The organism is Streptomyces sp. NBC_00631, assembly GCF_045206895.1.
Classification (GTDB): domain Bacteria; phylum Actinomycetota; class Actinomycetes; order Streptomycetales; family Streptomycetaceae; genus Streptomyces.
In genome coordinates this window covers 8,119,563-8,144,445 of record NZ_CP107734.1, presented here as the reverse complement: position 1 = coordinate 8,144,445, position 24,883 = coordinate 8,119,563, and the positions used below count along the sequence as shown (strand labels likewise).

The window sequence follows — 24,883 nt, the reverse complement described above, 5'->3', positions numbered from 1 at the left end:
GGATACGGGGATACGGGGAATCCGTGATGCGGGGACGACGTGCGGATCGGACCGGGGGGGTGGGTGAGCGGGTGCGCGTCGCGCGTCAGATGCCGAGCATCTGGTTGAGCTCGTCCAGGGACTTGACGGTCACGTAGTCGTAGCCGTGGGTGACCGGGTCGCAGCCGCGGTCCAGCAGGACGAGGTTGCGGAAGCCCATGTCGTGCATCGGCATCAGGTCGTAGCGGGTGTGCGAGGAGACGTGCACAAAGTCCTCGGGGGACGCGTCGAGCTGGTCGAGCATGTACTCGAACGCGGCGTAGCGGGGCTTGTAGTAGCCGGCCTGCTCCGCGGTGAAGACCGCGTGGAAGTCCGCACCGAGCCGGGGCACGCTCTCGGCGAGGACGGAGTCGTCGGCGTTGGAGAGGATCACCAGCTTGTAGTTCTCGCCCATCTTCTTCAGGGGTTCCGGCACGTCGGCGTGCGGGCCCCAGCTGCGCACGCCGTCGGCGAGCCGCTTGCCCGCGTCCGGGGCCGCCTTGATGCCCCACTTGCGGCAGACCCCCTCGAAGGCGGCCTGCAGCGTCTGCTCGTAGGGGTAGTACTTGTCGAGGACCGAGTCGTAGCGGTAGCCGCGGAACTCCTTGACGAACTGGTCCCAGTGCTCGGCCTGGATCTGGTCGCCGACGAGCTCACGCGTGATGGGGGTCATCGGCCACTCGATCAACGTGCCGTAGCAGTCGAACGAGACGTACTTCGGGCGGAACTGGAACGAGGGAATGGGCATGGACGTGCTCCACTTTCTTGCGTCGGGGAACCGGTGAGGGCCAGCGCGGCTCTTTGGGCATGCTCATGACAGAGGTGTCGAGGAGTGGGGGGGCGATGACGTCGACCATCGCCGGGGATCAGGCCGAGCCGACTCCTGCCGGAGCGAGGAAGTCGACAGGGTGCTCCGTGGTGCCGTCGAGCGCCAGGTCGGCGGCGATCTCTCCCATCGCGGGCGAGGACTTGAAACCGCTGCCGGAGAACCCCGCCATGACGATGATGTCGTCCTCGCCGGGGAGATGACCGACGAGCGGGTTGCCGGACTCCGTGTAGCCCTCCATGTAGGCCGACATCCTGATGGGGTCGGGGTTCAGGTCGGGCATGAGTTCATCGATGAGCTCGCGGAAGACACCGAGTTCGTCGGGGCGGACGGTACGGTCGAGCCGATCGGGCTCGGGCACCGGCGCATGGTATTTGACGGAGAGACCGAGCTTGACGGAGATGCCGTCGGGCGACGGGATTCCGAAGCAGTCGTGGGGGGCGGCGCGTACGAAGGAAGGGGCACCGCCCGCGAACCAGTCGTGGCGGGTGGGCAGGTGCCAGGAGCAGACCACCCGGCGGACGTCGACGGTCCGGGGGAGGTCCGGGAGCAGGGTGTTGATCCAGGGGCCCACGGTCACCACGGCGGCGTCCACGTGGTCCGTGCCCAGGTCGGTGACGATCCGCACCCCGCCGCCCGCGGCGGGGACGACCTCGCGCACCGTGGTGTAGCGGTGCAGCCGGGCGCCCAGGTGCTCGGCACGGGCGGCGGCGGCCTGGATCGACGCCTCCGGCCTGATGACGGCGCCCAACCGGTCGAGGACAGCGGTGTGTCCGTCCGGGAGCCGGTGCTGCGGGTAGCGGCGGGCGAGTTCCTCCCGGTCCAGGACCTCGTGATCCAGCCCGTGGGCGGCGCTGGTGGACAGAAGGAGGCGCATGGACGGTGAGGCGGTCTCTCCCATCACCAGGCTGCCGCTGCGGCGTAGCAGCGACCGGCCCGTCTCCGCCTGGAGCTGCTCCCACATCCGGTCCGCCAGCCGCAGCAGCGGGATGTACCCCGGCTCGCCGAGGTGGGCGGCTCGGTAGATACGACTCTCGCCCCCGGCCGCGCCGCGGTCGTGACCCGGTGCGTAGCGGTCGTAGCCGATGACCTCGGCTCCGCGGGCGGCCAGTCGCCACATGGCCTGGCTGCCCATGCTGCCGGCACCGATCACGGCGACGCGCTTCGGGACGCGCATGAGGTCGCTCCTCTCGATGGTGTGGTGGGTGGCAGTGGGGCCCCAGCACTGTGCGGACACCGTGCGGACCTTTCCGGTTCGCGTCCTGCTGGGGATGGCGTTCACTCTCCGCCCGGGAGAACCCGCAGGGCAACCCACACTGTGTTCCGCCTCGGGGCCTTCTTGAGACGGTCTGTCACGGCGGACGACCGGGCTGCCCGAATGACGGGCCGCCTCTTGTCACGATGAGTGGCCGATGCGAAGGTGAGCCCGATTCCCCTCGGAAGAAAGCACCACCTATGCCACCCAGACGTCACGCAACCGGGCACTTCCCCACGCTCAGGGAGGTACTGCGCCTGCCCGTGCTCGCCGAAGGGATGCCTCGCGTGCTGGCAGGCGAGTCACGGCTGGACAGCCCGGTGCGCTGGGTGCATGTCACCGAGCTGCTCAACCCCGCGGACTTCCTGGAGGGCGGCGAGCTGATCCTGACGACCGGTGTGCCGCATCCCGAGAACGCCTCCGAGCTGCGCGGCTACGTCGACCAGCTCTCGGACGTCGGCGCGGCCGGCCTGATCGTGGAGCTCGGGTACCGGTACCAGAAGGTGCCCCAGGAGCTGGTGGCGGCGTGCCGTGCCCGTGATGTGCCGCTGGTCGAGCTGGCCCGTGGCGTCCGGTTCATCGACGTCACGCAGACGGTGCACGCGCTCATCCTCGACGCCCAGGGCGCCCTGCTGCGCCGCGGGCGGGACATCCAGGACATCTTCACGGCCCTGACGCTGCGGGGCGCGGACCCCGAGGAACTGGTGCACACCACCGCGGAGCTCACCGGAGCCCCCGTGGTGCTGGAGGATCTCACCCACCGGGTCCTGATGTGCGAGCTGCTCGGCCGGCCGTACGAGCCGGTGGTGTCGGCCTGGTCGCGGCGTTCGCGGGCCGCCCCGACGCCGGAGAGGATCACGCCGAGCGGCCCGGAGGGGTGGCTGATCGCGCCGGTGCAGGACCACCACGGCCCGTGGGGGCGGCTGGTCCTGCTGGAGGACCGGCTGAGCGCCGAGCCCGACCCGGAGCACGTCCTGGTGCTGGAGCGTGCGGCGGTCGCGCTGACCATGGCGCGTCTGGCGGGGCAGGCGTGGTGGGAGCGCCGGGCCCACCGCTCCGTACTGCGGGACCTGTACGAACGGCGTTTCCGCTCCCCCGCGGACGCCCGCGCCCGCGCCGAGGCACTAGGACTGCCCACCCTCGGACACCGCCTGTTCGCCGTGGTCATCCGCCACCCGTACACCGGCGCCGAGGGGGAGCACCTCGACGAACGCATCGCGAAGGCGCTGACGCACACCGGTGTCCGCGCCCTGGTCGGCGAGACGGCCCCGGGCCGCATCGGTGTACTCATGGCTCTGGCGCAGGCGAGCGCCTGGCAGCCGGTCGCCGAGCGGATCGGCCGCCTGACCCGGGAAGAGCTCGGACCGCGGGCAGTCGTCGCCGTCGGCCCCGGGGTGACCGACCTGGGCGGGATCGCCCGGTCGTGGCAGGAGGCGGAGCAGACGGCCGCGGCCATCACACCGGCCTCCCCGGAGCGGTGGTTCTACGTCCCCGCCGACGTCCGGCTGCCGGAGTTGCTGGGCGTCCTGCGCGAGGACACCCGTCTTCAGCGGTACGCGGAACGGCAACTGACCCGCCTCATCGAGCACGACGACCGCAACGGCGGCGATCTGCTCCCGGCACTGCGCGCCTATCTGGCGGCGGCCGGGAACAAGTCGGTAGCGGCGAAACTCGCCGGCATGTCCCGGCAGGCGTACTACCAGCGCCTGCACACCATCGAGCGGCTCCTCGGCTGCGACCTGGAGTCAGGTCTGGAGCGCACGTCCCTGCACGTCGCGGTGCTGGTTCTGGACGCGGGAGAAGCAGCGGCAGAGGGCGTGCGGGGATGACTGGTGGGCGGCGTCGTTCCTGCCGCCCACCGCGGAAGAACATGGCTCAGAGGAACTCGATCAGCCTGTCGGTGAACTCGGCGGTGGTTGCGGTTCCGCCCAGGTCACGGGTGCGGGTATGGGTCTCGGCCAGGACCGACGCGATCGCGTCCGTGATGTCCTTGGCTGCGGCTGGATGGCCGAGGTGGTCGAGCATCATGGCCGCGGACCAGATCGCGCCCAGCGGGTTGGCGATGCCCTGGCCCGCGATGTCGGGCGCTGAGCCGTGTACCGGCTCGAACATCGAGGGGAACTCACCCTCGGGGTTGAGGTTGGCCGCCGGGGCGATCCCGATGGATCCGGCGACCGCGGCCGCGAGGTCGCTGAGGATGTCGCCGAAGAGGTTGGAGGCGACGACGACGTCGAAGCGGGCGGGGTCGAGGACGAACTTGGCCGCCAGCGCGTCGATGTGCTCCTGGTCCCAGGAGACTCCGGGGTGCTCGGCGGCCCGCTCGGCGATCAGCTCGTCCCAGAACGGCATGGTGTGAATGATGCCGTTGGACTTGGTGGCGGAGGTGAGCTTCCCTCGGCGGCGGGCGGCGAGCGAGAACGCGTAGTCGGCGACACGGGTGACCCCGGCCCGGGTGAACACCGCTTCCTGGACGGCCAGCTCCTCGGGCGTGCCCTGGTTCAGCCGTCCACCGATCTCGCTGTACTCGCCCTCGGCGTTCTCCCGCACGATGACGAGATCGACCTCGCCCGGCTGTGCGCCGCGCACCGGACTGTCGATGCCTGCGAAGACGCGGACGGGCCGGAGGTTGACGTACTGGCGGAAGCTGCGCCGGATCGGGATCAGCAGCCCCCACAGCGAGACATGGTCCGGCACCCCCGGGTAGCCGACGGCGCCCAGCAGGATCGCGTCCTTGTCGCGCAGCTGGTCGATCCCGTCGGCGGGCATCATCGCGCCCTCCCGCAGGTACCGCTCGCACGACCAGTCGTAGGACGAGTAGGACAGGCTGAAGCCGTGGCGGCGGCCGAGAACATCGAGCACCTGCTGTGCTGGGGGCAGTACCTCGGCGCCGATGCCGTCGCCGGGGATCAGGGCAATGCGGTGGTTGGTCGTCATGCCGTCGATTGCAGCAAGGCGGTCCGCGGGGCGTCCAAGACGCAAAGCGGATATCCCTTATAAGCGGCGCCTATCAGCTGCCGGCGGCCGAGAGGGCGGCCGTGACGAACGCGGCGGCCGCCGGCGACAGGCTGCCGCGGCGGCTGACGAGAGCGATGTCCAAGGTGGTCTCCGGCTCGATGTCCAGGACGCGGGCGCCCAGCTGCCGGGCGAGGTCCCGCCAGGAATCCATGACCACCGCGAGCCCGACACCGGCCAGCACCAGGGGCATGAGCGACACCCGGTGCTCGGTCTCGGCGGCGACGGTGAACTCGATGCCCTGTTCCCGCAGCGCGTCGACGTAGGCGCGCATTCCGGTACCCGGCTGCCCGACGATCAGCCGCTGTCCAGCAAGCTCCTGGCACCCCACCGCTGTCCGATCAGCGAACGGGCCGTCGGCCGGCACCATCAACGCAAAGCGCTGCCGCCCCAGCGCATGGCGGACGACCTCCTTGTCGGAGAGCGGCCCGGCGGACGCCAAGAGCCCCAGTTCCACGGCACCCGTGCGCACCATGTCGATCACATCACGCGCGGTGAACGCCGCTTTGATGGCCACGGAGACGCCGGGATACCGGTGGCTGAAGGCACTCACCAGACTCGTCAGCGGTTCCACCGCCTGCGACGGCACGGATGCCACGTCCAGGCGCCCCTTCCGCAGCTCATGCACCGCCGCGACACTCGCCCGCGCCGTCTCCAGACTCCGCACGGCCTCCCGGGCAGGCTCGATCAGAGCCTTCCCGGCCTCCGTCAGCACTGCCCTACGCCCGATGCGATGGAACAGCTCGGAACCGAGATCACGCTCCAGTGCCCGCACGGCCTGCGACAGCGACGGCTGCGACACGTACAAGGCGGAGGCCGCACGGTTGAACCCCCCACGATCAACGATCGCAAGGAAGTACTCCAGCTGCCGAATATCCATTACGCACCCTCTGCCCTTCAGTGAAGCAGCCGCCGACTCGACGGTCCCGACCATGGTCGCGTGAAGGACAGCCTCGACGAAGCATGTCGAACCGGACGTTGCAGTGCATGTACGGCGCCACCTGAGCAGGGTCAACAAGCACACCGCTGATCGACGAGCACTCCTCGTCCGAGGCGTTGCGTTGACCACTTGAACCCGCACCGATGAGAGGGACACAAGCGTCCTGCGAGCAACCGCGCGGCCCGGCCGGGGACTGGGAGTCCGGTGTTCATACCTTGCTCGCGACCACCATGTAGTTCTCGGCCTCAAGATCGAACGTGCTCAGTTCCGCCTGGAGTCCGACCCGGTGCAGCTCGACTTCGAGTTCCTCGTACCGGTAGGGCCAGCAGGACAGCACCTCCGAGCGGACGAGAACCAACCCGGTCGCATCAACGTGCGCGATCGCAATCTCGATGTGGTGCTCCTCCTCCCAATGCGGCGCGATCTCCCAGCGGTAGACCACGACGGCATCGCGACCGTTGCGGCGGACGAGTCGGTCCCCGATGTCCAGCCGGGAACCTCTGGCCCTCACGAGTTCCCACGTGCGGGATGTGAGTACCAAGCGCCCGCCGGGGCGCAGAAGCCGTGACATCGACTCCAGAGCAGCACGCCTGCCTGTCGCGCCTGCGGCATGGTGAAGCGAGTTGCCCACGCAGAACACCATGTCGAACGTGGTGTCCTGGAAATGGTCGGGCAACTCTTCCCAGTTCGCCCGCACGGCCTGGACGGATGCCCCGAACTCCTCGGACAACGCGGCAGTCCGACGAACCATCGCCTCGCTGGCATCAGTTGCGACCACCTGGATGCCCCGACAGGCAAGGCCAACCGCCAACTGTCCGCTTCCGCACGAACAGTCGAGGACCTGAGCATTCGACGGCAGGAGACCCAGGACGTCGTCGAACGTCGCAGCGAACTCGGCAGGAGGCAACTTTGCATCCGAGATGAGCCACTCGTACACCTCGGCAAGCACGTCATAACCCGTCACAACGACTACCCCCGGTCACGCGGCAGACTCGCGGTAGGACGCCAGTCCATCAGCGGGGCAAGCCGGGCACCAATGGTTTTTTCGCAGGGCACCGAGTCCTACCGCCTCGCTCACAGCCGCGAACTCGCCCGCTAAGCCATCCCCAGCCGTCCGGGCTGCCGTCAGAATTCACCACCCTCCAGCCGCCCGAGGCCACGAACCGCCGTCAACTCCGTGAGCGCCATGCTGCGGGCGCTGCGCCCCTCTCACCTCGGTGATGGGCTTGGACGAGACGGTCGTCGCCACCGTGCGGGCCCGCCGCGGCCCGGACTCCGTCACCGGCATCCCCGAGGGACGTGACGGGACGTACAGCAGCGCCGGAGGACCGGGCCGCTTGCCTGCGCGACTTCCGCAAGCTCCTGACTCAAGACGCGAGGGAGCGAGCGGTGTGGAAGCCTGTGCGGTCGCCACCAGGCGGACCGTCGCCGCGGTGACGACCGCACAGGAGCCCTCGGTACGCGCAGGCCGGTGTGACCGGAAAGGACGGCGCCCCGGCCCGACCGCGTCATCTCCGCGCCGCTCCCGATGTGCCGGCCTCCACCGCGGCCGCCCATGCCTGGAGTCCCTGGTCCACCGCCGTCTCGTCGATCACCAGGGCCGGGATCATCCGCACGACCTGGTTCCAGGCGCCACACAGAAGCAGGAGCAGACCCTGGTCGACAGCGGCCCGCTGCACGCGGGCGGCAGTCTCGGGGTCCGGACTGCCGTCCTCGGTGACGAACTCGGTCGCGAGCATGAGCCCGAGGCCGCGTACGTCGCCGATGCCTGCGGTCCGGTCGGCCACCGCCTCCAGGCCCTGGCGAAGGCGCTTGCCCATCGCCTCGGCATTCTCGACGAGCCTCTCGTCGCGGACGACGTCGAGGGTGGCGCAGGCCGCGGCGCAGGCGACGGCGTTGGCGCCGTACGTACCGCCCTGCGAGCCGGGCCACGCCTTGGTCATCAGCTCCTCGGAGGCGGCGATTCCTGACAGCGGGAACCCGCTGGCCAGGCCCTTGGCGGTGACGAGGATGTCGGGCGTGACGCCGAAGTGGTCGTGACCCCAGAAGCGACCGGTGCGGCCGACGCCCGTCTGTACCTCGTCGAGGATCAGCAGGAAGCCGTGGCGGTCCGCCCGCTCCCGCAGGCCCTCCATGAAGGCGCGGTTGGCGGGGACGTATCCACCCTCGCCGAGCACCGGCTCGACGATGATCGCGGCCGTGTCGGCGGGCGAGGAGATCGTCTGGAGCGTGTAGTCCAGCTCCTTCAGGGCGAAGCGGGTCGCGGTCTCCTCGTCCCAGCCGTACCGGTACGCAGACGGGAACGGAGTGACGACGACACCGCTCATCAGCGGGGAGAAGCCGGACCGGAAGCGGGTGCCGGAGGTCGTCATGGAGGCGGCGGCGACCGTACGGCCGTGGAAGCCGCCGTGACAGACGATGACATTGGGACGGCCGGTGGCCTGCCGGGCCAGCCGCAGCGCGGCCTCCACCGCCTCGCTGCCGGAGTTGGTGAAGAACAGGCTGTCGAGCCCCTCAGGCAAGACCTCGCCCAGCTTGTCGACAAGCCGCCGCAGCGGCTGGTGCATGACTGTCGTGTACTGGCCGTGGACGAGGGTGCCCACCTGTTCCTGGGCGGCCGCTACGACCTTGGGGTGGCAGTGCCCGGTGCTGGTCACGCCGATGCCGGCGGTGAAGTCGAGGTAGCGGCGGCCATCCTCACCGTAGAGGTGGACGCCCTCTCCCCGGACCGCCACCACGGGCGTGGCCTGGCGTAGGTGCGGCGACAGTGCAGTCATGTTCGTCTCCCGGCGGATCGTCGGTCTGGCTCCGGTCCGGTCGAGCATCTCCGCGTACCTCGATGACGCCAATACTCGATCTGTCCGCCCCCGCCGCGGCATCTGGACGTTGTGTCAGCCGCACCCGGCATCACGCCCCGCTCGTCCTGCTCACAGCAGCCCTTTCAGAGCTCTTGCGCAGGTCAGCGAGGATTGTCAGGGTGACAGAGCACCCAGGGAGGCCCCATGCACGAGAACCACACGGCTGCGCGGCCCGTCACCGACGGTCCTGACGCCTCCTTGGCAGCCCCACACATGGCCACCGCCAACCATCCGCTCACCGTGGCCGACGTTCTGATGCTTCCCGTCCTCGCCGCCGGGCAGCCACAGGTCGTCACCGGAGCAGACCTCCTCGACCGCCCCGTCCGCTGGGTTCACATGACCGAGCTGACCGACCCTGCCTCCTTCCTCAAGGGCGGCGAGCTCGTACTGACCACCGGTATGCCCCTGCCCGAGGAGCCGGCCGGCGTACGCCGCTACGTGAACGAACTCGCCGACGTCGGCACGGCGGCCTTGGTCATCGAACTGGTCCGCCGTTACCACCGCCCGCCCGACGCCCTGGTCCATGCCTGCGAGGCCCGCGGGCTCCCCCTCGTGACCCTGGCCAAGGACGTCAACTTCCTTGAGGTCACACAGGTCGTCCACGCTCTCATCCTCGGCAACCAGGCCGAGGAGATGCGCCGGACCCAGCGCATTCACGAGGCGTTCACCGCCCTCACCCTGCGCGGCGCTGTGCCCGAGGAGGTCGTACGTGCCGCCGCTGAGATGAGCGGCCACACCGTCGTACTGGAGAACCTGGCCCACCAGGCACTGATCTGCGCGCCCTCCGCAGGCACGGTCGAGGCAGCGCTCAGAGACTGGGAACGGCGCTCACGAGCGACACCTTCCGCCGGCCGCACATCCGTGTCAGGACCCGGCGGCTGGCTCGTGACATCCGTGGAGTACCAGGGCGAAAGCTGGGGCCGGGTGGTCATGCTGCCCGCTCCGTCAGGCCGGCCCACCCCCTCGGCATTCGGCCCGACGGCTGTGACCGTTCTGGAGAGAGCTGCGATGGCCCTCACCATCGCCCGCGTCATCCACCCCGTGCCCTGGGAACGCACCGCACACCGCAATCTCCTGCGCGACCTCGTCGGACAACGTCACCACTCTCCTGCGGACGCCGCAGCCCGGGTCGCCGCACTGGGTCTGCCCACCAAGGACTGCGGCTTCATGGCCGTGCTCGCGGACTTCCCTCAAGAGACGGACGCGACGAAAAGCGAGGCCCTCCTCTGCGAAGAGCTGAGGAAGCAGGGGACACAGGCCCTCGTCGGCGTTCTCGGCCCCACGCGCCTCGGCATCCTCCTGTCCCTGCGCCCCGGCCAGCCCTGCCCATCCATGGTCGAACATCTGAGCCGCACCGTACTCGAGTTGGCGCCGGGGGCCACCGTCAGCGCAGGCAGCGAGGCGGCGGACCTCTTCGATGTCGCCCGATCCTTCCGCGAGGCGACCCGCGTCACCGAAGCCACCGAGCCCGGCCAGCCGCTCCCGCCGGGACGCTCCTACCACAAGCCATCCGACATCGGCCTGCGCCGCCTTCTCTTCGCGCTCCGGGAGGACATCCGGATCCAGGACTTCACCGAGCGCCGGCTCAGCCGCCTCCTCGACCATGATGCCCGCCACGGGACGGACTTGCTGACGACCTTGCGCCACTACCTTGACGCGGCAGGCAACAAGACCCTGGCAGCCCGCTCCGGCGGTCTGTCCCGCGAGACCGTCTACCAACGTCTGCGCAGCATCGAGCGGATACTCGACTGCGATCTCGAGTCCGGCGAACACCGCACCGAACTACACGTGGCACTCACAGCGCTCGACGTCCTACGGGTCAGGTGAGCCGGTAGGACTCAACGGGCCAGCGGCGCTCCCGATGCGTGACCCAGGCATACGAAGGGGCATGTCCAGCTTCGTATTCGCATCGGGCTCTGTGGTTCCTGCGATTGACCTGAACCTTCTGGCGTATGCCGGAACACGTTTACCTGATCACGAGCCTGACGGTGCGCCAGGCGCACACTGCGGGCTCTCGCACGACCTGACGGTCTTTCAGCCCGTGCGTCATTCGTGCGTCAAGCCGCAAGAACCAACGGGCTCCGCCGCTCCCACGCCCCCTCATCCTCAGGCGAATGCCCAAGCCACGCGGCATCGACCGCCTTCACCCGTTCCCACCTCCCAGACAGGTCGAACCGACGAAAGAAGTCAGAAAACCGCAGGTCAAGAGCCCTTTCCAGTTGGCTCCAGGATCGCGACGCACTCCACGTGCGCCATCATCGGAAAGATGTCATGGGGAGGCTCGATAGGAAAACATGCAGGTCAGACGGCATTTTTCCGCTCCGGGAACGAGCTGTGAAGCAGTCGGAGCGTCAAACGAGCGTCACGAACGACAGCGCGCGCCCCGAGCACGCCATCGACGCCGCGGCCACGCTCTGCATCCCCCACGCCGGCACCTTCATCGGCCCGCGGCCCCGGCCAGCCGAGCCGCGACAACCTCGCGGGGCCGAGAGGACCTTCCCCGCCCTCGCCGAGTACGCCGACGACGAGCGGCACGTGCGCCCGATCATCGAGCGCCTCATGGAGGGTTGGCTCCCCGACGGCCGCCCCGACCTCGCCTATCGCCGACCGGGAGTACGGCCTCCTCGTGGTCGGCGCTGGGCCGCGAAGCCGACTGCACCGTGCGCTGCGGCCTTCGGTCAGCCGCTACTGCCTCGCCCACACCCCGCGCCCTGTTCTCGTGGTATCACCGTCTCCGCTTCAGGCCGACCTCGCGGCCGTGCACCGCCGGAACACCTGGCGGCTGCGGCTGGACAGCGGCCACGCCGAGAGGGCGTTCGAGGCCGTGCCGCGCGACGCCTGAGGCATTCATGGCGTCTCATGGCGCCGGATGACGCCACCTGGCGCCAACTGGTGCCAAATTGGCGCAGTGCATGCACCCGAACACGCGCGAGCAAGCGTGATGCCGCCATGGCCCAAGAATTGCGTCACCAAGTTTCCGCAGTTCCGGGCGGCCACCGCCGGGACCGTCACACTCAAGGCGCCATTCGAGCTTGCGAGTGGCGCCATAGTGGTGCCACCATGTCACCATGGACCTCACCCCGTATGTCGAGACCCTCCGCCGTGAACTCGCGGTAGCCGCCGAAGCCGGCGGGGACGATGCCCGTGAGCTGGCCGAGCGACTGACCGCTCCGCTGGAGTCGGCGACCCGGCTGACCATGCTCAACGTGCTCTCCGCCGCGATGGACGAGATCACTCGCGAACTCGCCCCCGGCTCGGTCGACGTACGGCTGCGCGGGCTCGACCCCGACTTCGTCGTGACGCTGCCGCCGACCGGTGGCGGCTTTGCGGAAGCAGGCGACGCACCCGTCGAACCCGTCCGTGCGCCGACGCCCGCCGAAGGCGACGAGGGGGGCACCGCCCGCGTCAATCTGCGCCTGCCAGCCCCTCTCAAGGCGCGGGCCGAGGAGGCCGCCGCCCGCGAGGGGCTGTCGGTCAACGCGTGGCTGGTGCGGGCCGTGTCGGCCGCGGTCGACGGCGGCGCGCAGCCGCGTACCCCGCAGCGGACCCGCACGGTCGGACAGAGCTTCACGGGCTGGGTGCGCTAGCCGCGCCTGCCCTCGAACTGCACCTCGCACTTCATCCACACCACGTCCCACCCGCGGGGACGACTCACGGACTCAAGAGGACGGGACAGCCATGCCTTCTTTCGACACACCCGAACTGATTTCGGTCACCGCCCATGTGGGCGCCGGCTCCATCCTCTTCGCCGCGGGCGACCGTCTCGACACCGTCGTCCAGGCGCGGCCCCGCGACCCGAAGAGGGACAAGGACGTGCGGGCCGCCGAGCAGACCGAGGTCTCCTACGCAAGCGGCGTGCTGACCGTCCGGACGAAGGAACGGCGCATGCTCGGGCCCAGCGGAGTCGTCGACGTGACGGTCGAGCTGCCCACGGGATCACACATCGACATGACCGGCCCCTGGGTCCAGGTGCTCGGCGAGGGCCGGCTCGGCGAGGTCCGGGTGAAGACCTCGGTCGGTGACGTCCGCCTCGACGCGACCGGCCCGCTGAAGCTGGCCGTGTCCCACGGTTCGATCGTCGTGGACCGGGTCGAGGGAGCGGCCGAGATCACCACCAGCTCCGGCAACGTGCGCGTCGGCCTCGTCGACGGTCCCGCCGTCCTGAAGAACTCGAACGGCACCACGACCGTCGGCACCGTGACCGGCGAGCTGCGGGCGAGCGGGACCAACGGTGCCATCGACATCACACGCGCCGGGGCATCGGTCACCGGCACCGCGACCAACGGCTCCCTCCGGGTCGCCGAAGTCGCCCGTGGTGAGATCCAGTTGGAGACCTCTAACGGCTCCATCGAGATCGGTGTCCGCGAGGGCACCGCCGCCTGGCTCGACGTCAGCTCCCAGCGCGGGCAGGTACGCAACACGCTCGCCGAGTCCGAGGCGCCGGAGCAGACCGAGGAGACCGTCACGGTCCGGGCACGGACCAACTGGGGCAACATCGACGTCAGCCGCTGCCGGCTCTGAGCACCGGCCCGCCAACTCACCTACTTTTCCAGTGACTTCAGTCTGCGTTCGTCTTCGAGAGTCCCCGAACGGGAGCTGCAGTGCGTGATGAGCGTGGTCCTCGTCGGAGCCGTCGCGGTGGCGATCGGGTTCAGGGCGACGGACGCCACCGTCGTGGAGTGGATCCTGGCGCTCGGGCTGCTGACCCTCGACTCCCTGGCGATCACCTGGATCGCGGTCGGGATGGGCCTGGCGAGCCCGAACCCCGAGGCCGCCAGCAACAACGCCCTGCCGCTGATGGTCCTGCCGCTCCTGTCCAGCGCCTTCGTGCCGGTCGACGCGATGCCGGGCTGGTTCCGGCCGATCGCCGAGTACCAGCCGTTCACCCCCGCCATCGAGACCCTGCGCGGGCTGCTCCTCGGCACCGGTATCGGCCACAACGGGTGGCTGGCCGTGGCCTGGTGCGTGGGGCTGGCCGTGCTCGGCTACTTCTGGTCCAAGTCGCTGTTCGGCCGCGAGCCGAAGTAGAGACCAGCGGGCCGCGGCCGACAACCCGTCCCGCACCAGGGCGGCGTACTCCGACACCACGTCAGGCGTACGCCGCCGCTCGGCCCCTTCAGGAGGTCGCCGCCGCCGGCAGGTCCAGCTGCTCGCGCTCCGGGGCCGTCGGTATCGCCAGTACCATGGTGAGGCCGCCGCCGGGAGTGTCCTCGGCATTGAGCGTGCCGCCGATGGCGTCGGCGAAGCCTCGTGCGACCGCGAGGCCGAGTCCGACGCCGGCGCCGCGGGGCGAGTCGCCGTACCGCTGGAAGGGTTCGAAGATCTGTTCCTTGGCCTCGTCCGGGACACCGGGGCCGCGGTCGACGACCCGTACCTCGACCCGGTCGGCGAGGGCGCTCGCGGAGACCAGGACCTTCTCGCCCGACGCGCTGTACTTGACGGCGTTCTCGACGACGTTGGCCACGGCCCGCTCCAGCAGCCCCCGGTCGACGTACACCATGGGCAGGGTCTCGGGGATGTCCAGCTCGACGCTGTCCTCGGGGACCCCGCCGAGCGCGATCGGCACGACCTCGTCGAGGTCGGTCTCGCGGATGATGGGCGTGACGGTGCCGGTCTGTAGGCGGGACATGTCGAGGAGGTTGCCGACGAGGTGGTCGAGGCGGTCGGCGCCCTCCTCTATGGCCTCCAGCAGCTCGGCCTGGTCCTGTTCGGACCACTCGACGTCGTCGGAGCGCAGCGAGGACACGGCCGCCTTGATGCCGGCGAGCGGGGTGCGCAGGTCGTGGCTGACGGCGGCGAGGAGCGCGGTGCGGATGCGGTTGCCCTCGGCCAGTTCCTTGGCGCGGTCGGCCTCGCGCTGCAGGCGCTGGCGGTCCAGGACGACGGCGGCCTGCGCGGCGAACGCAGCGAGCACCCGGCGGTCGGCGGCCGGCAGCACCCGGCCGCGCAAGGACAGGGCCATGTGGTCGCCGACCGGTACGTCCACGTCCGCGTCCTCGGGGATCTCGGCGGGCCGGGGTCCCACGCTGCCGGCGCAGGTCCAGGGGGTCGTCTCGTCGGTCCGCTCCAGCAGGGCCGCCGAGTCCATGCCGAAGGTCTCGCGGACCCGTTCCAGCAGCGCCTCCAGGCTGGTCTCGCCGCGCAGGATGTTCCCGGCGAGGAAGGAAAGGATCTCCGACTCGGCGCGCAGCCGGGCCGCCTGGTGGGTGCGCCGCGCCGCGAGGTCCACCACCGAGGCCACGGAGAGGGCGACTCCGACGAAGATCACGATGGCGACGATGTTCTCGGGGTCGGCGATGGTGAAGGTGTGGACGGGCGGGGTGAAGAACCAGTTGAGCAGCAGCGAGCCCACCACCGCGGAGGCCAACGCGGGGAAAAGACCGCCCACGAGGGCCGCCGCCACCGTCAGGCTCAGGAACAGCAGCATGTCGTTGGCGAGGCCGACCTCCGGAACGGCGCTGGTGAGCAGCCAGGTGAGGAGGACGGGGCCGAGCACTCCGACGAGCCAGCCCCAGATGACCCGGGCGCGTCCCAGGCGCGCTCCGCGGGCCACCGGCAGTCCGCGGCCCTTGCCGGCCTCGTCGTGGGTGATGAGGTGGACGTCGAGGTCGGGGCCCGACTCGCGGGCGACCGTGGCGCCGACGCCCGGTCCGAAGGCGTACTGCCAGCTGCGGCGCCGGGAGACGCCGAGGACGATCTGGGTGGCGTTCACGCCCCGCGAGAAGTCGAGCAGTGCGGCCGGGATGTCGTCGCCGACGACCTGGTGGAAGGTACCGCCGAGGTCCTCCACCAGGGTGCGCTGGACGGCGAGTTCCTTCGGGGAGGCGGAGGTGAGGCCGTCGCTTCGAGATATGTAGACGGCGAGCACCTCACCGCCCGCGCCCTTCTCGGCGAGCCGCGCGGCCCGTCGTATCAGCGTCCGCCCCTCGGGACCGCCGGTCAGACCGACCACGATCCGCTCCCGCGAACCCCAGATGGTCGAGACCTGGTGTGCACTGCGGTACTCGGTGAGATACGCGTCGACCCGGTCGGCCACCCACAGCAGCGCCAGCTCCCGCAGGGCGGTCAGGTTTCCGGGCCGGAAGTAGTTGGACAGGGCCGCGTCGACCTTGTCCGGTTTGTAGATGTTGCCGTGTGCCATACGGCGGCGCAGCGCCTCCGGTGACATGTCGACCAGCTCGATCTGGTCGGCGCGCCGTACGACCTCGTCCGGGACGGTCTCGCGCTGCCGCACCCCGGTGATCGACTCGACCACGTCACCCAGCGACTCCAGGTGCTGGATGTTGACGGTGGAGATCACGTCGATCCCGGCCGCGAGCAGTTCCTCCACGTCCTGCCAGCGCTTGGTGTTCCGTGAGCCGGGGACGTTGGTGTGGGCGAGCTCGTCCACCAGGGCGACGGCAGGGGCGCGGCGCAGGACGGCGTCCACATCCATCTCGGTGAAGGTCGCGCCCCGGTAGTCCAGTTCCTTGCGCGTCACCTGTTCCAGGCCGTGCAGCATCACCTCGGTGCGCGGCCGGTGGTGGTGTTCCACGAAGGCGACCACACAGTCGGTGCCCCGCTCGATACGGCGGTGCGCCTCCGACAGCATCGCGTACGTCTTTCCGACGCCGGGTGCCGCGCCGAGGTAGATCCGGAGCTTGCCGCGTGCCATGTCATCCTTCGAAGCGATAGCCCATGCCGGGCTCGGTGATCAGATAGCGGGGGTGCGAGGGGTCCGTCTCCAGTTTGCGGCGGAGCTGAGCCATGTAGACACGCAGGTAGTTGGTCTTGTTGCTCTGCGAGACGCCCCAGACCTCCTGGAGGAGGTACTTCTGCGTGACCAGCCGGCCCGGGTTGGTCACCAGGATCTCCAGCAGGTGCCACTCGGTCGGCGTCAGCCGCACGTCCCGCCCGTCCCGGACGACCTTCTTCGCGAGCAGGTCGATGCTGAAGCCGTCCGTCTCGACCTGGGTGGCCTCCGGCACCAGCGGCGCGTCCTCGGTACGGCGGACCGCCGCCCGCAGCCGGGCCAGCAGCTCGTTCATGCTGAACGGCTTGGTGATGTAGTCGTCGGCGCCCGCGTCCAGGGCGGCGACCTTCTCGTCGGACGCCTGCCGGGCGGACAGGACCAGGATCGGTATGCGGGTCCAGCCGCGCAGGGCCTTGATGACGTCGACCCCGTCCATGTCGGGCAGTCCGAGGTCGAGCATCACCACGTCCGGCTGACGCGCGGCCGCCAGCCGCAGGGCCGTGGCACCGTCCGGAGCGGCGTCCACTCCGTACTGGCGTGCCTGCAGGTTGATGACGAGGGCCCGTACGAGCTGCGGGTCGTCCTCCACCACGAGCACCCGGGTCATGGGTGTGTGCCCTTCCTGTCGTACGTCGGGCCGGACGGCGCCGGACGTGACGCAACCGCCGTCATACCTGCAGGAGTCGACGGCACCAGGACGCCTCCCGGCCGCCGACTCCCGCTCTTGTCGCGTAATCCCATCAGTGCTTCGCCGCGAGGTCCTTGAGCGCGATGTTCAGTTCGAGGACGTTCACGCGCGGCTCCCCGATGAAGCCGAGGGTGCGGCCCTCGGTGTGGTTCTTCACCAGCTTCTCCACCGCGGAGACGGACAGGCCGTTCTTCTCCGCGACCCGGTGGACCTGGAGCTCGGCGTAGGCCGGGGAGATGTCCGGGTCCAGGCCGGAGCCAGACGACGTGACCGCGTCGGCGGGCACCTCGGACGCCTTGACCGTGTAGCCGGGCACCGAGTTGTCCTTGACGACCGCGGCCTTGGCGTCCTCGACCTGCTTGATCAGGTCCTTGTTGTCGGCGGCGAGGTTGGTGGCGCCCGAAAGGATCAGCTTGTACTGGGTGTTGACGCTGTTGCTGCCGAGCCCGTTGGCCGGGCGGCCCTGGAACCACTGCAGGGCGGCGTCCGGGGTCTCCTGGCCCTTCTTCAGCGGCAGGTTGTACGACTGCCCGATCAGGGACGAGCCGACGACCTTGCCCTCCGACGTGATCTCGGAGCCGTTCGCCTTGTTGTGGAACAGCGCCTGCGCCACACCGGTGACGACCAGCGGGTAGACGACGCCCGTCACCAGGGTCAGTACCAGGAGGGCCCGCAGGCCCGCGCCGAGCAACCGGGCGGTGTTGGTTACGGAGTTGTTCATGGCCTTCAGCCGATTCCGGGGATGAGGGAGATGAGCAGGTCGATGATCTTGATGCCGATGAACGGGGCGATCAGGCCGCCGATGCCGTAGATCGTCAGGTTGCGGCGGAGCATCTTGTCCGCGCTGACCGGCCGGTACTGCACGCCCTTCAGGGAGAGCGGCACCAGCGCGATGATGATCAGCGCGTTGAAGATGACGGCCGACAGGATCGCGGAGTCCGGCGAGGACAGGCCCATGATGTTGAGTTTGTCGAGCCCCGGGTAGACGGCCGCGAACAGCGCCGGGATGATCGCGAAGTACTTCGCGACGTCGTTGGCGATGGAGAACGTGGTCAGCGCACCCCGCGTGATCAGCAACTGCTTGCCGATCTCGACGATCTCGATGAGCTTGGTCGGGTTGGAGTCGAGGTCGACCATGTTGCCGGCCTCCTTGGCGGCCGACGTACCCGTGTTCATCGCCACGCCCACGTCGGCCTGGGCCAGCGCCGGCGCGTCGTTGGTGCCGTCACCGGTCATCGCGACCAGCTTGCCGCCGGCCTGCTCCCGCTTGATGAGGGCCATCTTGTCCTCGGGGGTGGCCTCGGCGAGGAAGTCGTCGACGCCCGCCTCCTCGGCGATCGCCTTGGCGGTCAGCGGGTTGTCACCCGTGATCATGACGGTCTTGATGCCCATGCGGCGCAGTTCCTCGAACCGCTCCCGCATGCCGTCCTTGACGACGTCCTTGAGGTGGATGACACCCAGGATCCGGGCGCCCTCGGCATCCTCGACCGCGACCAGCAGCGGGGTGCCGCCGGCCTGCGAGATGGCCGCCGCGAGGGTGTCCGCGTCCTCGGCGACCGTGCCGCCCTGCTCCTGCACCCAGGCGATGACCGAACCGGCCGCGCCCTTGCGGATCCTGCGTCCATCGACGTCCACGCCCGACATCCGGGTCTGGGCGGTGAAGGCGATCCACTCGGCGTGCGCCAGCTCGCCCTGGTGCCGCTCGCGCAGCCCGTACGCCTCCTTCGCCAGGACGACGATCGAGCGGCCCTCGGGCGTCTCATCCGCCAGCGACGACAGCTGGGCCGCGTCGGCCACCTCGGCCTCGGTCACCCCGTGCACCGGCACGAACTCGGAGGCCTGCCGGTTGCCGAGGGTGATGGTGCCGGTCTTGTCCAGCAGCAGCGTGGAGACGTCGCCGGCGGCCTCGACCGCGCGGCCGGACATGGCGAGCACGTTGCGCTGGACCAGCCGGTCCATGCCGGCGATGCCGATCGCCGACAGCAGCGCACCGATCGTCGTCGGGATCAGGCACACCAGCAGGGCGACCAGCACGACCATCGTCAGGTGGGTGCCGGCGTAGTCGGCGAAGGGCGGCAGGGTGGCGACGGCCAGCAGGAAGACGATGGTCAGCGAGGCGAGCAGGATGTTCAGCGCGATCTCGTTCGGCGTCTTCTGCCGGGCCGCGCCCTCGACCAGGCTGATCATCCGGTCGATGAAGGTCTCGCCCGGCTTCGTCGTGATCTTGATGACGATCCGGTCGGACAGCACCTTCGTACCTCCGGTCACCGCGCTGCGGTCACCGCCGGACTCGCGGATGACCGGAGCCGATTCACCGGTGATCGCCGACTCGTCGACCGACGCGACGCCCTCGATGACGTCACCGTCACCGGGAATGATGTCGCCCGCCTCGCAGACGACCAGATCACCGATCCGCAGTTCGGTGCCGGGCACCTGCTCCTCGGTGTCCCCCACCAGACGGCGGGCCACCGTGTCGGTCTTGGCCTTGCGCAGGGTGTCCGCCTGGGCCTTGCCGCGGCCCTCGGCGACCGCCTCCGCCAGGTTCGCGAAGATCACGGTCAGCCACAGCCAGGCACTGATCGCCCAGCCGAACCAGTCGCCCGGGTCCTTGAACGAGAAGACCGTGGTCAGCACAGACCCGATCCACACCACGAACATCACGGGCGACTTGACCATCACCCGCGGGTCGAGCTTGCGGCAGGCGTCCGGCAGGGACTTGAGCAGCTGCTTGGGGTCGAAGAGTCCGGCACCGACGCGGCCCTCGGGTGCCTTGTGCCCGGTGGGGACGTCACTGTGCGGCGCCCGGGTCGGGGTGGCTGTGGACATGGAGTCCTCTGACTTCTCTATACGGGTGGTCATGACGCCAGCCCCTCGGCCAGCGGGCCCAGCGCCAGGGCCGGGAAGTACGTCAGACCGGTGATGATCAGGATCGCGCCCACCAGCAGACCGGTGAACAGCGGCTTCTCGGTACGCAGGGTGCCCGCGGTAACCGGCACCGGCTTCTGCTCGGCGAGCGAGCCGGCCAGTGCCAGCACGAACACCATCGGCAGGAAGCGCCCCAGCAGCATCGCGAGACCGGTCATGGTGTTGAACCAGTCGGTGTTCGCGTTCAGACCGGCGAAGGCCGAGCCGTTGTTGTTCGACGCCGACGTGAACGCGTACAGGACTTCCGAGAAGCCATGCGCCCCGGAGTTCAGCATCGAGTGCGGCGGTGTCGGCAGCGCCATGGAGGCCGCGGTGAAGATCAGCACCAGCGCCGGCGTGATGAGGATGTAGCAGGCCGCCAGCTTGATCTCACGCGCGCCGATCTTCTTGCCCAGGTACTCCGGCGTACGGCCGACCATGAGACCGGCGATGAACACCGCGATGATCGCCATGATCAGCATGCCGTAGAGGCCGGAGCCGGTACCACCGGGCGCGATCTCGCCCAGCATCATGCCCAGCATGGCGACGCCGCCGCCGAGACCCGTGAAGGAGGAATGGAACGAGTCCACCGCACCGGTCGACGTCAAGGTCGTGGACACCGCGAAGATCGACGAGGAGCCGACCCCGAAGCGGACCTCCTTGCCCTCGTACGCCCCGCCGGCCGCCTGGAGCGCCGGGCCGTGGTGGGCGAACTCGGTCCACATCATCAGGGCCACGAAGCCCAGCCAGATCGTGAACATCGTCGCCAGGATCGCGTAGCCCTGCTTCACCGAGCCGACCATCACACCGAAGGTGCGGGTCAGCGAGAACGGGATGACCAGCAGCAGGAAGATCTCGAAGAGGTTGGTGAAGGGCGTGGGGTTCTCGAACGGGTGAGCGCTGTTGGCGTTGAAGTAGCCGCCACCGTTGGTGCCGAACTCCTTGATGGCCTCCTGGGAGGCGACCGCACCGCCGTTCCACTGCTGCGAGCCGCCCATGAACTGACCGACCTCATGGATGCCGGAGAAGTTCTGGATGGCACCGCACGCCACCAGCACGATCGCCGCGATCGCCGCACCCGGCACCAGGATCCGCAGCGTGCCGCGCACCAGGTCGGCCCAGAAGTTCCCGAGCTCACCGGTGCGCGAGCGCGCGAACCCGCGCACCAGCGCCACCGCGACGGCGATACCGACGGCCGCCGACACGAAGTTCTGCACGGCCAGACCGGCGGTCTGCACCACGTGCCCCATGGTCTGCTCGCCGTAGTACGACTGCCAGTTCGTGTTGGTCACGAAGGAGACGGCCGTGTTGAACGACTGCGCCGGGTTGACCGAGGAGAAGCCGAGCGAGCCGGGCAGGACGCCCTGGAGCCGCTGCAGCAGGTAGAGGAAGAGGACGCTGACCGCGGAGAAGGCGAGGACACCGCGCAGGTAGGCGGGCCAGGTCATCTCGGTGTCGGGGTTGGCACCGATGCCCTTGTAGATCCACTTCTCGACGCGCCAGTGCTTGTCGGAGGAGTAGACCCTGGCCATGTAGGTGCCGAGGGGGATGTAGGCGAGCGCCAGCGCGCCTATGAGGGCGACCAGTTGGAGGACGCCCGCGAGTACGGGACCCATGTCTGCTCTCAGAACCTCTCCGGGAAGATCAGGGCGAGGACGAGATAGCCCAGCAGGGCGACGGCCACGACCAGGCCGACTACGTTCTCGGCGGTCACAGCTTCGTCACCCCCTTGGCGACGAGGGCCACCAGTGCGAAACCCGCGAGCACGGTGACGACGAAGGCCAGATCGGCCATCGCGAACTCCTGGAGTGAGGTTCGGTTGGAACGGACGCTTAGAGGAAAGCGCCTCTCCGGCCGGTTTCGGCCACCCGTTGACGGCTCTCTTACGGCAGCCCGCACGGCCTTGACGGGACTCTTACGGCCTTGCCCCGTACCGGCGAGTAGGAGCGCCGTGACCGGCGGTGACCCGGTTCACAGCCGGAAGCGCAGTCTGCAGATCACCGCGTCCGATTCGCGCCGTACGGCATGCGCGACCACGGCCCCCCGCTGGTTCTGCAGCAGCCGCTGCCACAGCCGCTCCGGCTCGGTCTCCGGGATCAGCACGGTGACCTGGGTGCCCGGCTCGGCGGCCGCCACCTCTCGGACGTACTCGGCGATCGGGCGGCCCAGGCTGCGCCGCTCGCACGTCAGCCGGACCAGGGACACCCCGGGGTCCCACTCGGCCCAGGCGCGCTCCAAGGCGTGCAGGGCGGCGCGGTCCTCGGGGTCCGGGTAGCACACGGTCACCGCGCGGACCTCGTCGCCGAGGGAGGTGGCCGCCGTGAGCGCCTCCGACGTCAGCCGGGACAGGGACGAGACGGGGACGATCACCAGGGAGCGCTCGCGGTGCGGCGTCTGCGGTATGCGGCCCAGGCCCAGCCGCTCGCCGATGCGGCCGTAGGCGCGGTGCACGGCCTCGAAGACGACCACGAGCAGGGGCAGGGTGATCACGATCAGCCAGGCGCCCTCCTCGAACTTGCTCGCCGTGACGACGACCGTCGCGACACCGGTGAGCAGCGCGCCGAAGCCGTTGAGCAGGGTCTTGCCGCGCCAGCCGGAACCCCGCTCCTGCCGCCAGTGCCGGACCATGCCGACCTGCGCGACGGTGAAGCCGACGAAGACGCCGATCGCGAACATCGGCACGAGGGTGTTGGTGTCGCCGCCGGAGAAGACCAGCAGCGCGGCCGAGACGACCGCCAGCGCGAGAACGCCGTGGCGGTGCACCTGTCGGTCGGCCTTCAGGGCGAAGACGTGCGGGGCGTAGTTGTCCCGGGCGAGCAGCTTCAGCAGCACCGGCAGCCCGCCGAAGGACGTGTTGGCGGACAGCGCCAGCAGGATCATCGTGGCGAACTGGATGACGTAGAACGCCCCGTTGTGGCCGAGTGAGGCGTCGGCGAGCTGGGCCAGGACGGTCACGCCCGCGACCGGCTGGAGGTGGAAGCGGCCGATCAGCACCGACAGGCCGATGAGCATCACGCCGAGTACGGTGCCGAGGGCGACTTCCGCTCGTTGGGCGCGCTTGACGCGCGGGACGCGGAAGGAGGGCACGGCGTTGGCGATGGCCTCGACGCCGGTGAGCGCGGCACAGCCGGCGGCGAAGGCTTTCAGCAGAAGCAGGGCGCCCACGCTGGAGGCGTTGTCGGCCAGGACGGAGGCGTGCCCGGCGGCGGTCGCGGTGCTGACGGGGTGGGAGCGGAACAGTCCGACGGCGATGAGCACGAAGATCGAGCCGACGAAGACGACCGTCGGCACGATGAACGCCTTCGCCGACTCCACGATGCCCCGCAGGTTGACGCCCGTGATCAGGGCGAGCACCGCCAGGCACAGCCACAGCCGGTCGCCGTAGAGGCCCGGGAAGGCGGAGGTCAGGGCGGCCACGCCGGCCGTGACGGCGACGGCGACGTTGAGCACGTAGTCCAGCACCAGGGAGGCGGCCGCCACCAGGCTGGTGCGCGCGCCGAGGTGGGTCTTCGCGACGGCGTAGGAGCCACCGCCGTCCGGGAAGGCGGCGATCACCTGCCGGTACGACGCCACCAGCACCGTCAGCAGCGCGGCGATGGCCAGCGTGACCGGCAGTGTGAAGCCGAGACCGTGCGCGCCTGCGGCGGCCAGGACGAGGACGATCGCCTCGGGCCCGTATGCCACCGACGCCATCGCGTCCAGCGACAGGGCCGCGAGCCCCGTGACGGCGGTCAGGCGATGGTGCTCGCCGGTATCAGGTGGCTCCTCGCCGGCGGGTACAGCGTCCGGCTCGGTGGTCAGGACGGACATGGGCGCGTGCTCCTTCTTCCTTCGGCCGCGCACGAGGTTTGAAGTGCGCGCGGCTGCACCCAGGTTCTGTCCGTTTCCCGTCGCATCCGACTGTTCCTTGCGGCATCTTCGCGCCGAAGCAGCCGATCTTGACGGGACGTTGACGGGCGTGTGATCTGGGCGACTGCCGTGTGCCGCCGCGCGTGCCCGCCATCAGACGCAAAGATCCGTCGGAGATCCGTCAGGACCGCATCAAGAGGGTGCCGACCGGGTTCCGCCGGTCACTACCGTCGATGCCATGAAACGCCGTGCCGACGAGTGCGGAGGACCACTCGACGCACCCCCGGACGACGGGGCCGAAGAGGCGGCGAACGACGTCGAGTGGAGGCGGGAGTTGTGGGCCGCCGCCCGCTGTGCCGGCATACTGCTCGCTCTCCTGCTCCTGGTCGACTGGGGCTCCGGCCGGGTCACCCCGTGGCGCTCCGCGCTGTGGCTCACTCTCACCGGGCTGCTCTTCGTCCTCCTGTATCCCGCCCGGGTGTCCGCGGGCCGGAACTGGCTGGCCTCGCGCCAACTGGTGCGCGAACGCAGGGTACGGACGGATCTGCTGGTGTCGGTCCGCTGCCTGGACGGCATCTCCCCACGGCTTCTGCTGCGGGACGCCCTCGGTGGCCGCGTCGAGATCGAACCCGAGGTTCTGGTGCGCAATCCACAGCTGTGGTCGCTCCTGGACGCGGGCGCGCGCAAGGCCGCCGCCGGCGGCTCGCTGCTGTGCGGCACGACCGCCCTGCGGCGCATCGCCCTGCGCGTGGACCGGGAGACGGCCCACGCCGTGTTCAAGGCGTCCGGCCTGGAGTGAGC

19 protein-coding genes and 2 pseudogenes are annotated in these 24,883 nt (G+C 69.7%); 8 read left to right on the top strand and 13 right to left on the bottom strand.

Annotated elements, in window-relative coordinates:
• Positions 1–85: 85 nt before the first annotated feature.
• Together OHB00_RS37360 and solA are read right to left on the bottom strand one after the other, a co-directional pair.
• A complete protein-coding gene (locus OHB00_RS37360; protein WP_406441533.1) occupies positions 86–766 on the bottom strand; it encodes a haloacid dehalogenase type II in 681 nt (226 codons plus the stop codon).
• Between the two features lie 118 nt (positions 767–884).
• Positions 885–2,021, bottom strand: coding sequence for an N-methyl-L-tryptophan oxidase (gene solA, locus OHB00_RS37355; RefSeq protein ID WP_406441531.1), 1,137 nt, complete (start codon positions 2,019–2,021; stop codon positions 885–887).
• 278 nt (positions 2,022–2,299) lie between these two features.
• Here solA and OHB00_RS37350 point away from each other — a divergent pair, with 278 nt between their 5' ends.
• The gene (locus tag OHB00_RS37350; RefSeq protein ID WP_406441529.1) at positions 2,300–3,928 is read left to right on the top strand and encodes a PucR family transcriptional regulator; all 1,629 of its coding nucleotides are present in this window, start codon (positions 2,300–2,302) and stop codon (positions 3,926–3,928) included.
• Positions 3,929–3,974: 46 nt separating this feature from the next.
• On the opposite strand, the gene OHB00_RS37345 is transcribed toward OHB00_RS37350, so the two are convergent.
• The 4 genes from OHB00_RS37345 to OHB00_RS37330 form a co-directional block, all read right to left on the bottom strand.
• Entirely contained in the window at positions 3,975–5,033 is a 1,059-nt protein-coding gene (locus OHB00_RS37345) for a tartrate dehydrogenase (protein WP_406441527.1), read from the bottom strand.
• A 73-nt stretch (positions 5,034–5,106) separates the two neighbouring features.
• Entirely contained in the window at positions 5,107–5,991 is an 885-nt protein-coding gene (locus tag OHB00_RS37340; RefSeq protein ID WP_406441525.1) for a LysR family transcriptional regulator, read from the bottom strand.
• Positions 5,992–6,259: 268 nt separating this feature from the next.
• Complete coding sequence (locus tag OHB00_RS37335) at positions 6,260–7,015, bottom strand: class I SAM-dependent methyltransferase (protein ID WP_406441523.1); 756 nt, start codon at positions 7,013–7,015, stop codon at positions 6,260–6,262.
• Between the two features lie 544 nt (positions 7,016–7,559).
• The gene (locus OHB00_RS37330; RefSeq protein ID WP_362660225.1) at positions 7,560–8,828 is read right to left on the bottom strand and encodes an aminotransferase class III-fold pyridoxal phosphate-dependent enzyme; all 1,269 of its coding nucleotides are present in this window, start codon (positions 8,826–8,828) and stop codon (positions 7,560–7,562) included.
• 225 nt (positions 8,829–9,053) lie between these two features.
• Between OHB00_RS37330 and OHB00_RS37325 the strand changes: the two genes are divergently transcribed.
• The 6 genes and pseudogenes from OHB00_RS37325 to OHB00_RS37300 form a co-directional block, all read left to right on the top strand.
• Entirely contained in the window at positions 9,054–10,736 is a 1,683-nt protein-coding gene (locus OHB00_RS37325; protein ID WP_406441521.1) for a PucR family transcriptional regulator, read from the top strand.
• 748 nt (positions 10,737–11,484) lie between these two features.
• Positions 11,485–11,622 (top strand): annotated as a pseudogene (locus OHB00_RS37320) (universal stress protein); the annotation flags it as partial.
• A 6-nt stretch (positions 11,623–11,628) separates the two neighbouring features.
• Positions 11,629–11,751 (top strand): hypothetical protein, encoded by a 123-nt coding sequence (locus tag OHB00_RS37315; RefSeq protein WP_406441519.1) that lies wholly within the window; start codon positions 11,629–11,631, stop codon positions 11,749–11,751.
• A gap of 226 nt (positions 11,752–11,977) precedes the next feature.
• Positions 11,978–12,496, top strand: a complete 519-nt coding sequence (locus OHB00_RS37310; RefSeq protein ID WP_406441517.1) for a toxin-antitoxin system HicB family antitoxin — start codon at positions 11,978–11,980, stop codon at positions 12,494–12,496.
• Between the two features lie 91 nt (positions 12,497–12,587).
• Positions 12,588–13,430 (top strand): DUF4097 family beta strand repeat-containing protein, encoded by an 843-nt coding sequence (locus tag OHB00_RS37305; protein WP_406441515.1) that lies wholly within the window; start codon positions 12,588–12,590, stop codon positions 13,428–13,430.
• A 75-nt stretch (positions 13,431–13,505) separates the two neighbouring features.
• A pseudogene (locus OHB00_RS37300) lies at positions 13,506–13,937 on the top strand (ABC transporter permease); the annotation flags it as partial.
• 88 nt (positions 13,938–14,025) lie between these two features.
• Here OHB00_RS37300 and OHB00_RS37295 read toward each other — a convergent pair.
• The 7 genes from OHB00_RS37295 to OHB00_RS37265 form a co-directional block, all read right to left on the bottom strand.
• Positions 14,026–16,563, bottom strand: a complete 2,538-nt coding sequence (locus OHB00_RS37295; RefSeq protein ID WP_406441514.1) for a DUF4118 domain-containing protein — start codon at positions 16,561–16,563, stop codon at positions 14,026–14,028.
• 1 nt (position 16,564) lies between these two features.
• Positions 16,565–17,248 (bottom strand): response regulator, encoded by a 684-nt coding sequence (locus OHB00_RS37290; RefSeq protein ID WP_406441512.1) that lies wholly within the window; start codon positions 17,246–17,248, stop codon positions 16,565–16,567.
• Between the two features lie 133 nt (positions 17,249–17,381).
• Positions 17,382–18,050, bottom strand: a complete 669-nt coding sequence (locus OHB00_RS37285) for a potassium-transporting ATPase subunit C (RefSeq protein ID WP_406441511.1) — start codon at positions 18,048–18,050, stop codon at positions 17,382–17,384.
• A 5-nt stretch (positions 18,051–18,055) separates the two neighbouring features.
• Complete coding sequence (gene kdpB / locus OHB00_RS37280; protein WP_406446160.1) at positions 18,056–20,155, bottom strand: potassium-transporting ATPase subunit KdpB; 2,100 nt, start codon at positions 20,153–20,155, stop codon at positions 18,056–18,058.
• A 29-nt stretch (positions 20,156–20,184) separates the two neighbouring features.
• The gene (kdpA, locus tag OHB00_RS37275) at positions 20,185–21,849 is read right to left on the bottom strand and encodes a potassium-transporting ATPase subunit KdpA (RefSeq protein ID WP_406441509.1); all 1,665 of its coding nucleotides are present in this window, start codon (positions 21,847–21,849) and stop codon (positions 20,185–20,187) included.
• 8 nt (positions 21,850–21,857) lie between these two features.
• Positions 21,858–21,947 carry a K(+)-transporting ATPase subunit F gene (kdpF, locus tag OHB00_RS37270; RefSeq protein ID WP_009326374.1) on the bottom strand — a complete coding sequence of 30 codons (90 nt, stop codon included), beginning with the start codon at positions 21,945–21,947 and terminating at the stop codon, positions 21,858–21,860.
• Between the two features lie 257 nt (positions 21,948–22,204).
• Positions 22,205–24,043, bottom strand: a complete 1,839-nt coding sequence (locus OHB00_RS37265; protein ID WP_406441507.1) for an APC family permease — start codon at positions 24,041–24,043, stop codon at positions 22,205–22,207.
• A gap of 277 nt (positions 24,044–24,320) precedes the next feature.
• Between OHB00_RS37265 and OHB00_RS37260 the strand changes: the two genes are divergently transcribed.
• On the top strand, positions 24,321–24,881 hold the full coding sequence (locus OHB00_RS37260; protein ID WP_406441505.1) for a hypothetical protein: 561 nt from the start codon (positions 24,321–24,323) through the stop codon (positions 24,879–24,881).
• The last annotated feature ends 2 nt before the right edge of the window (positions 24,882–24,883 follow it).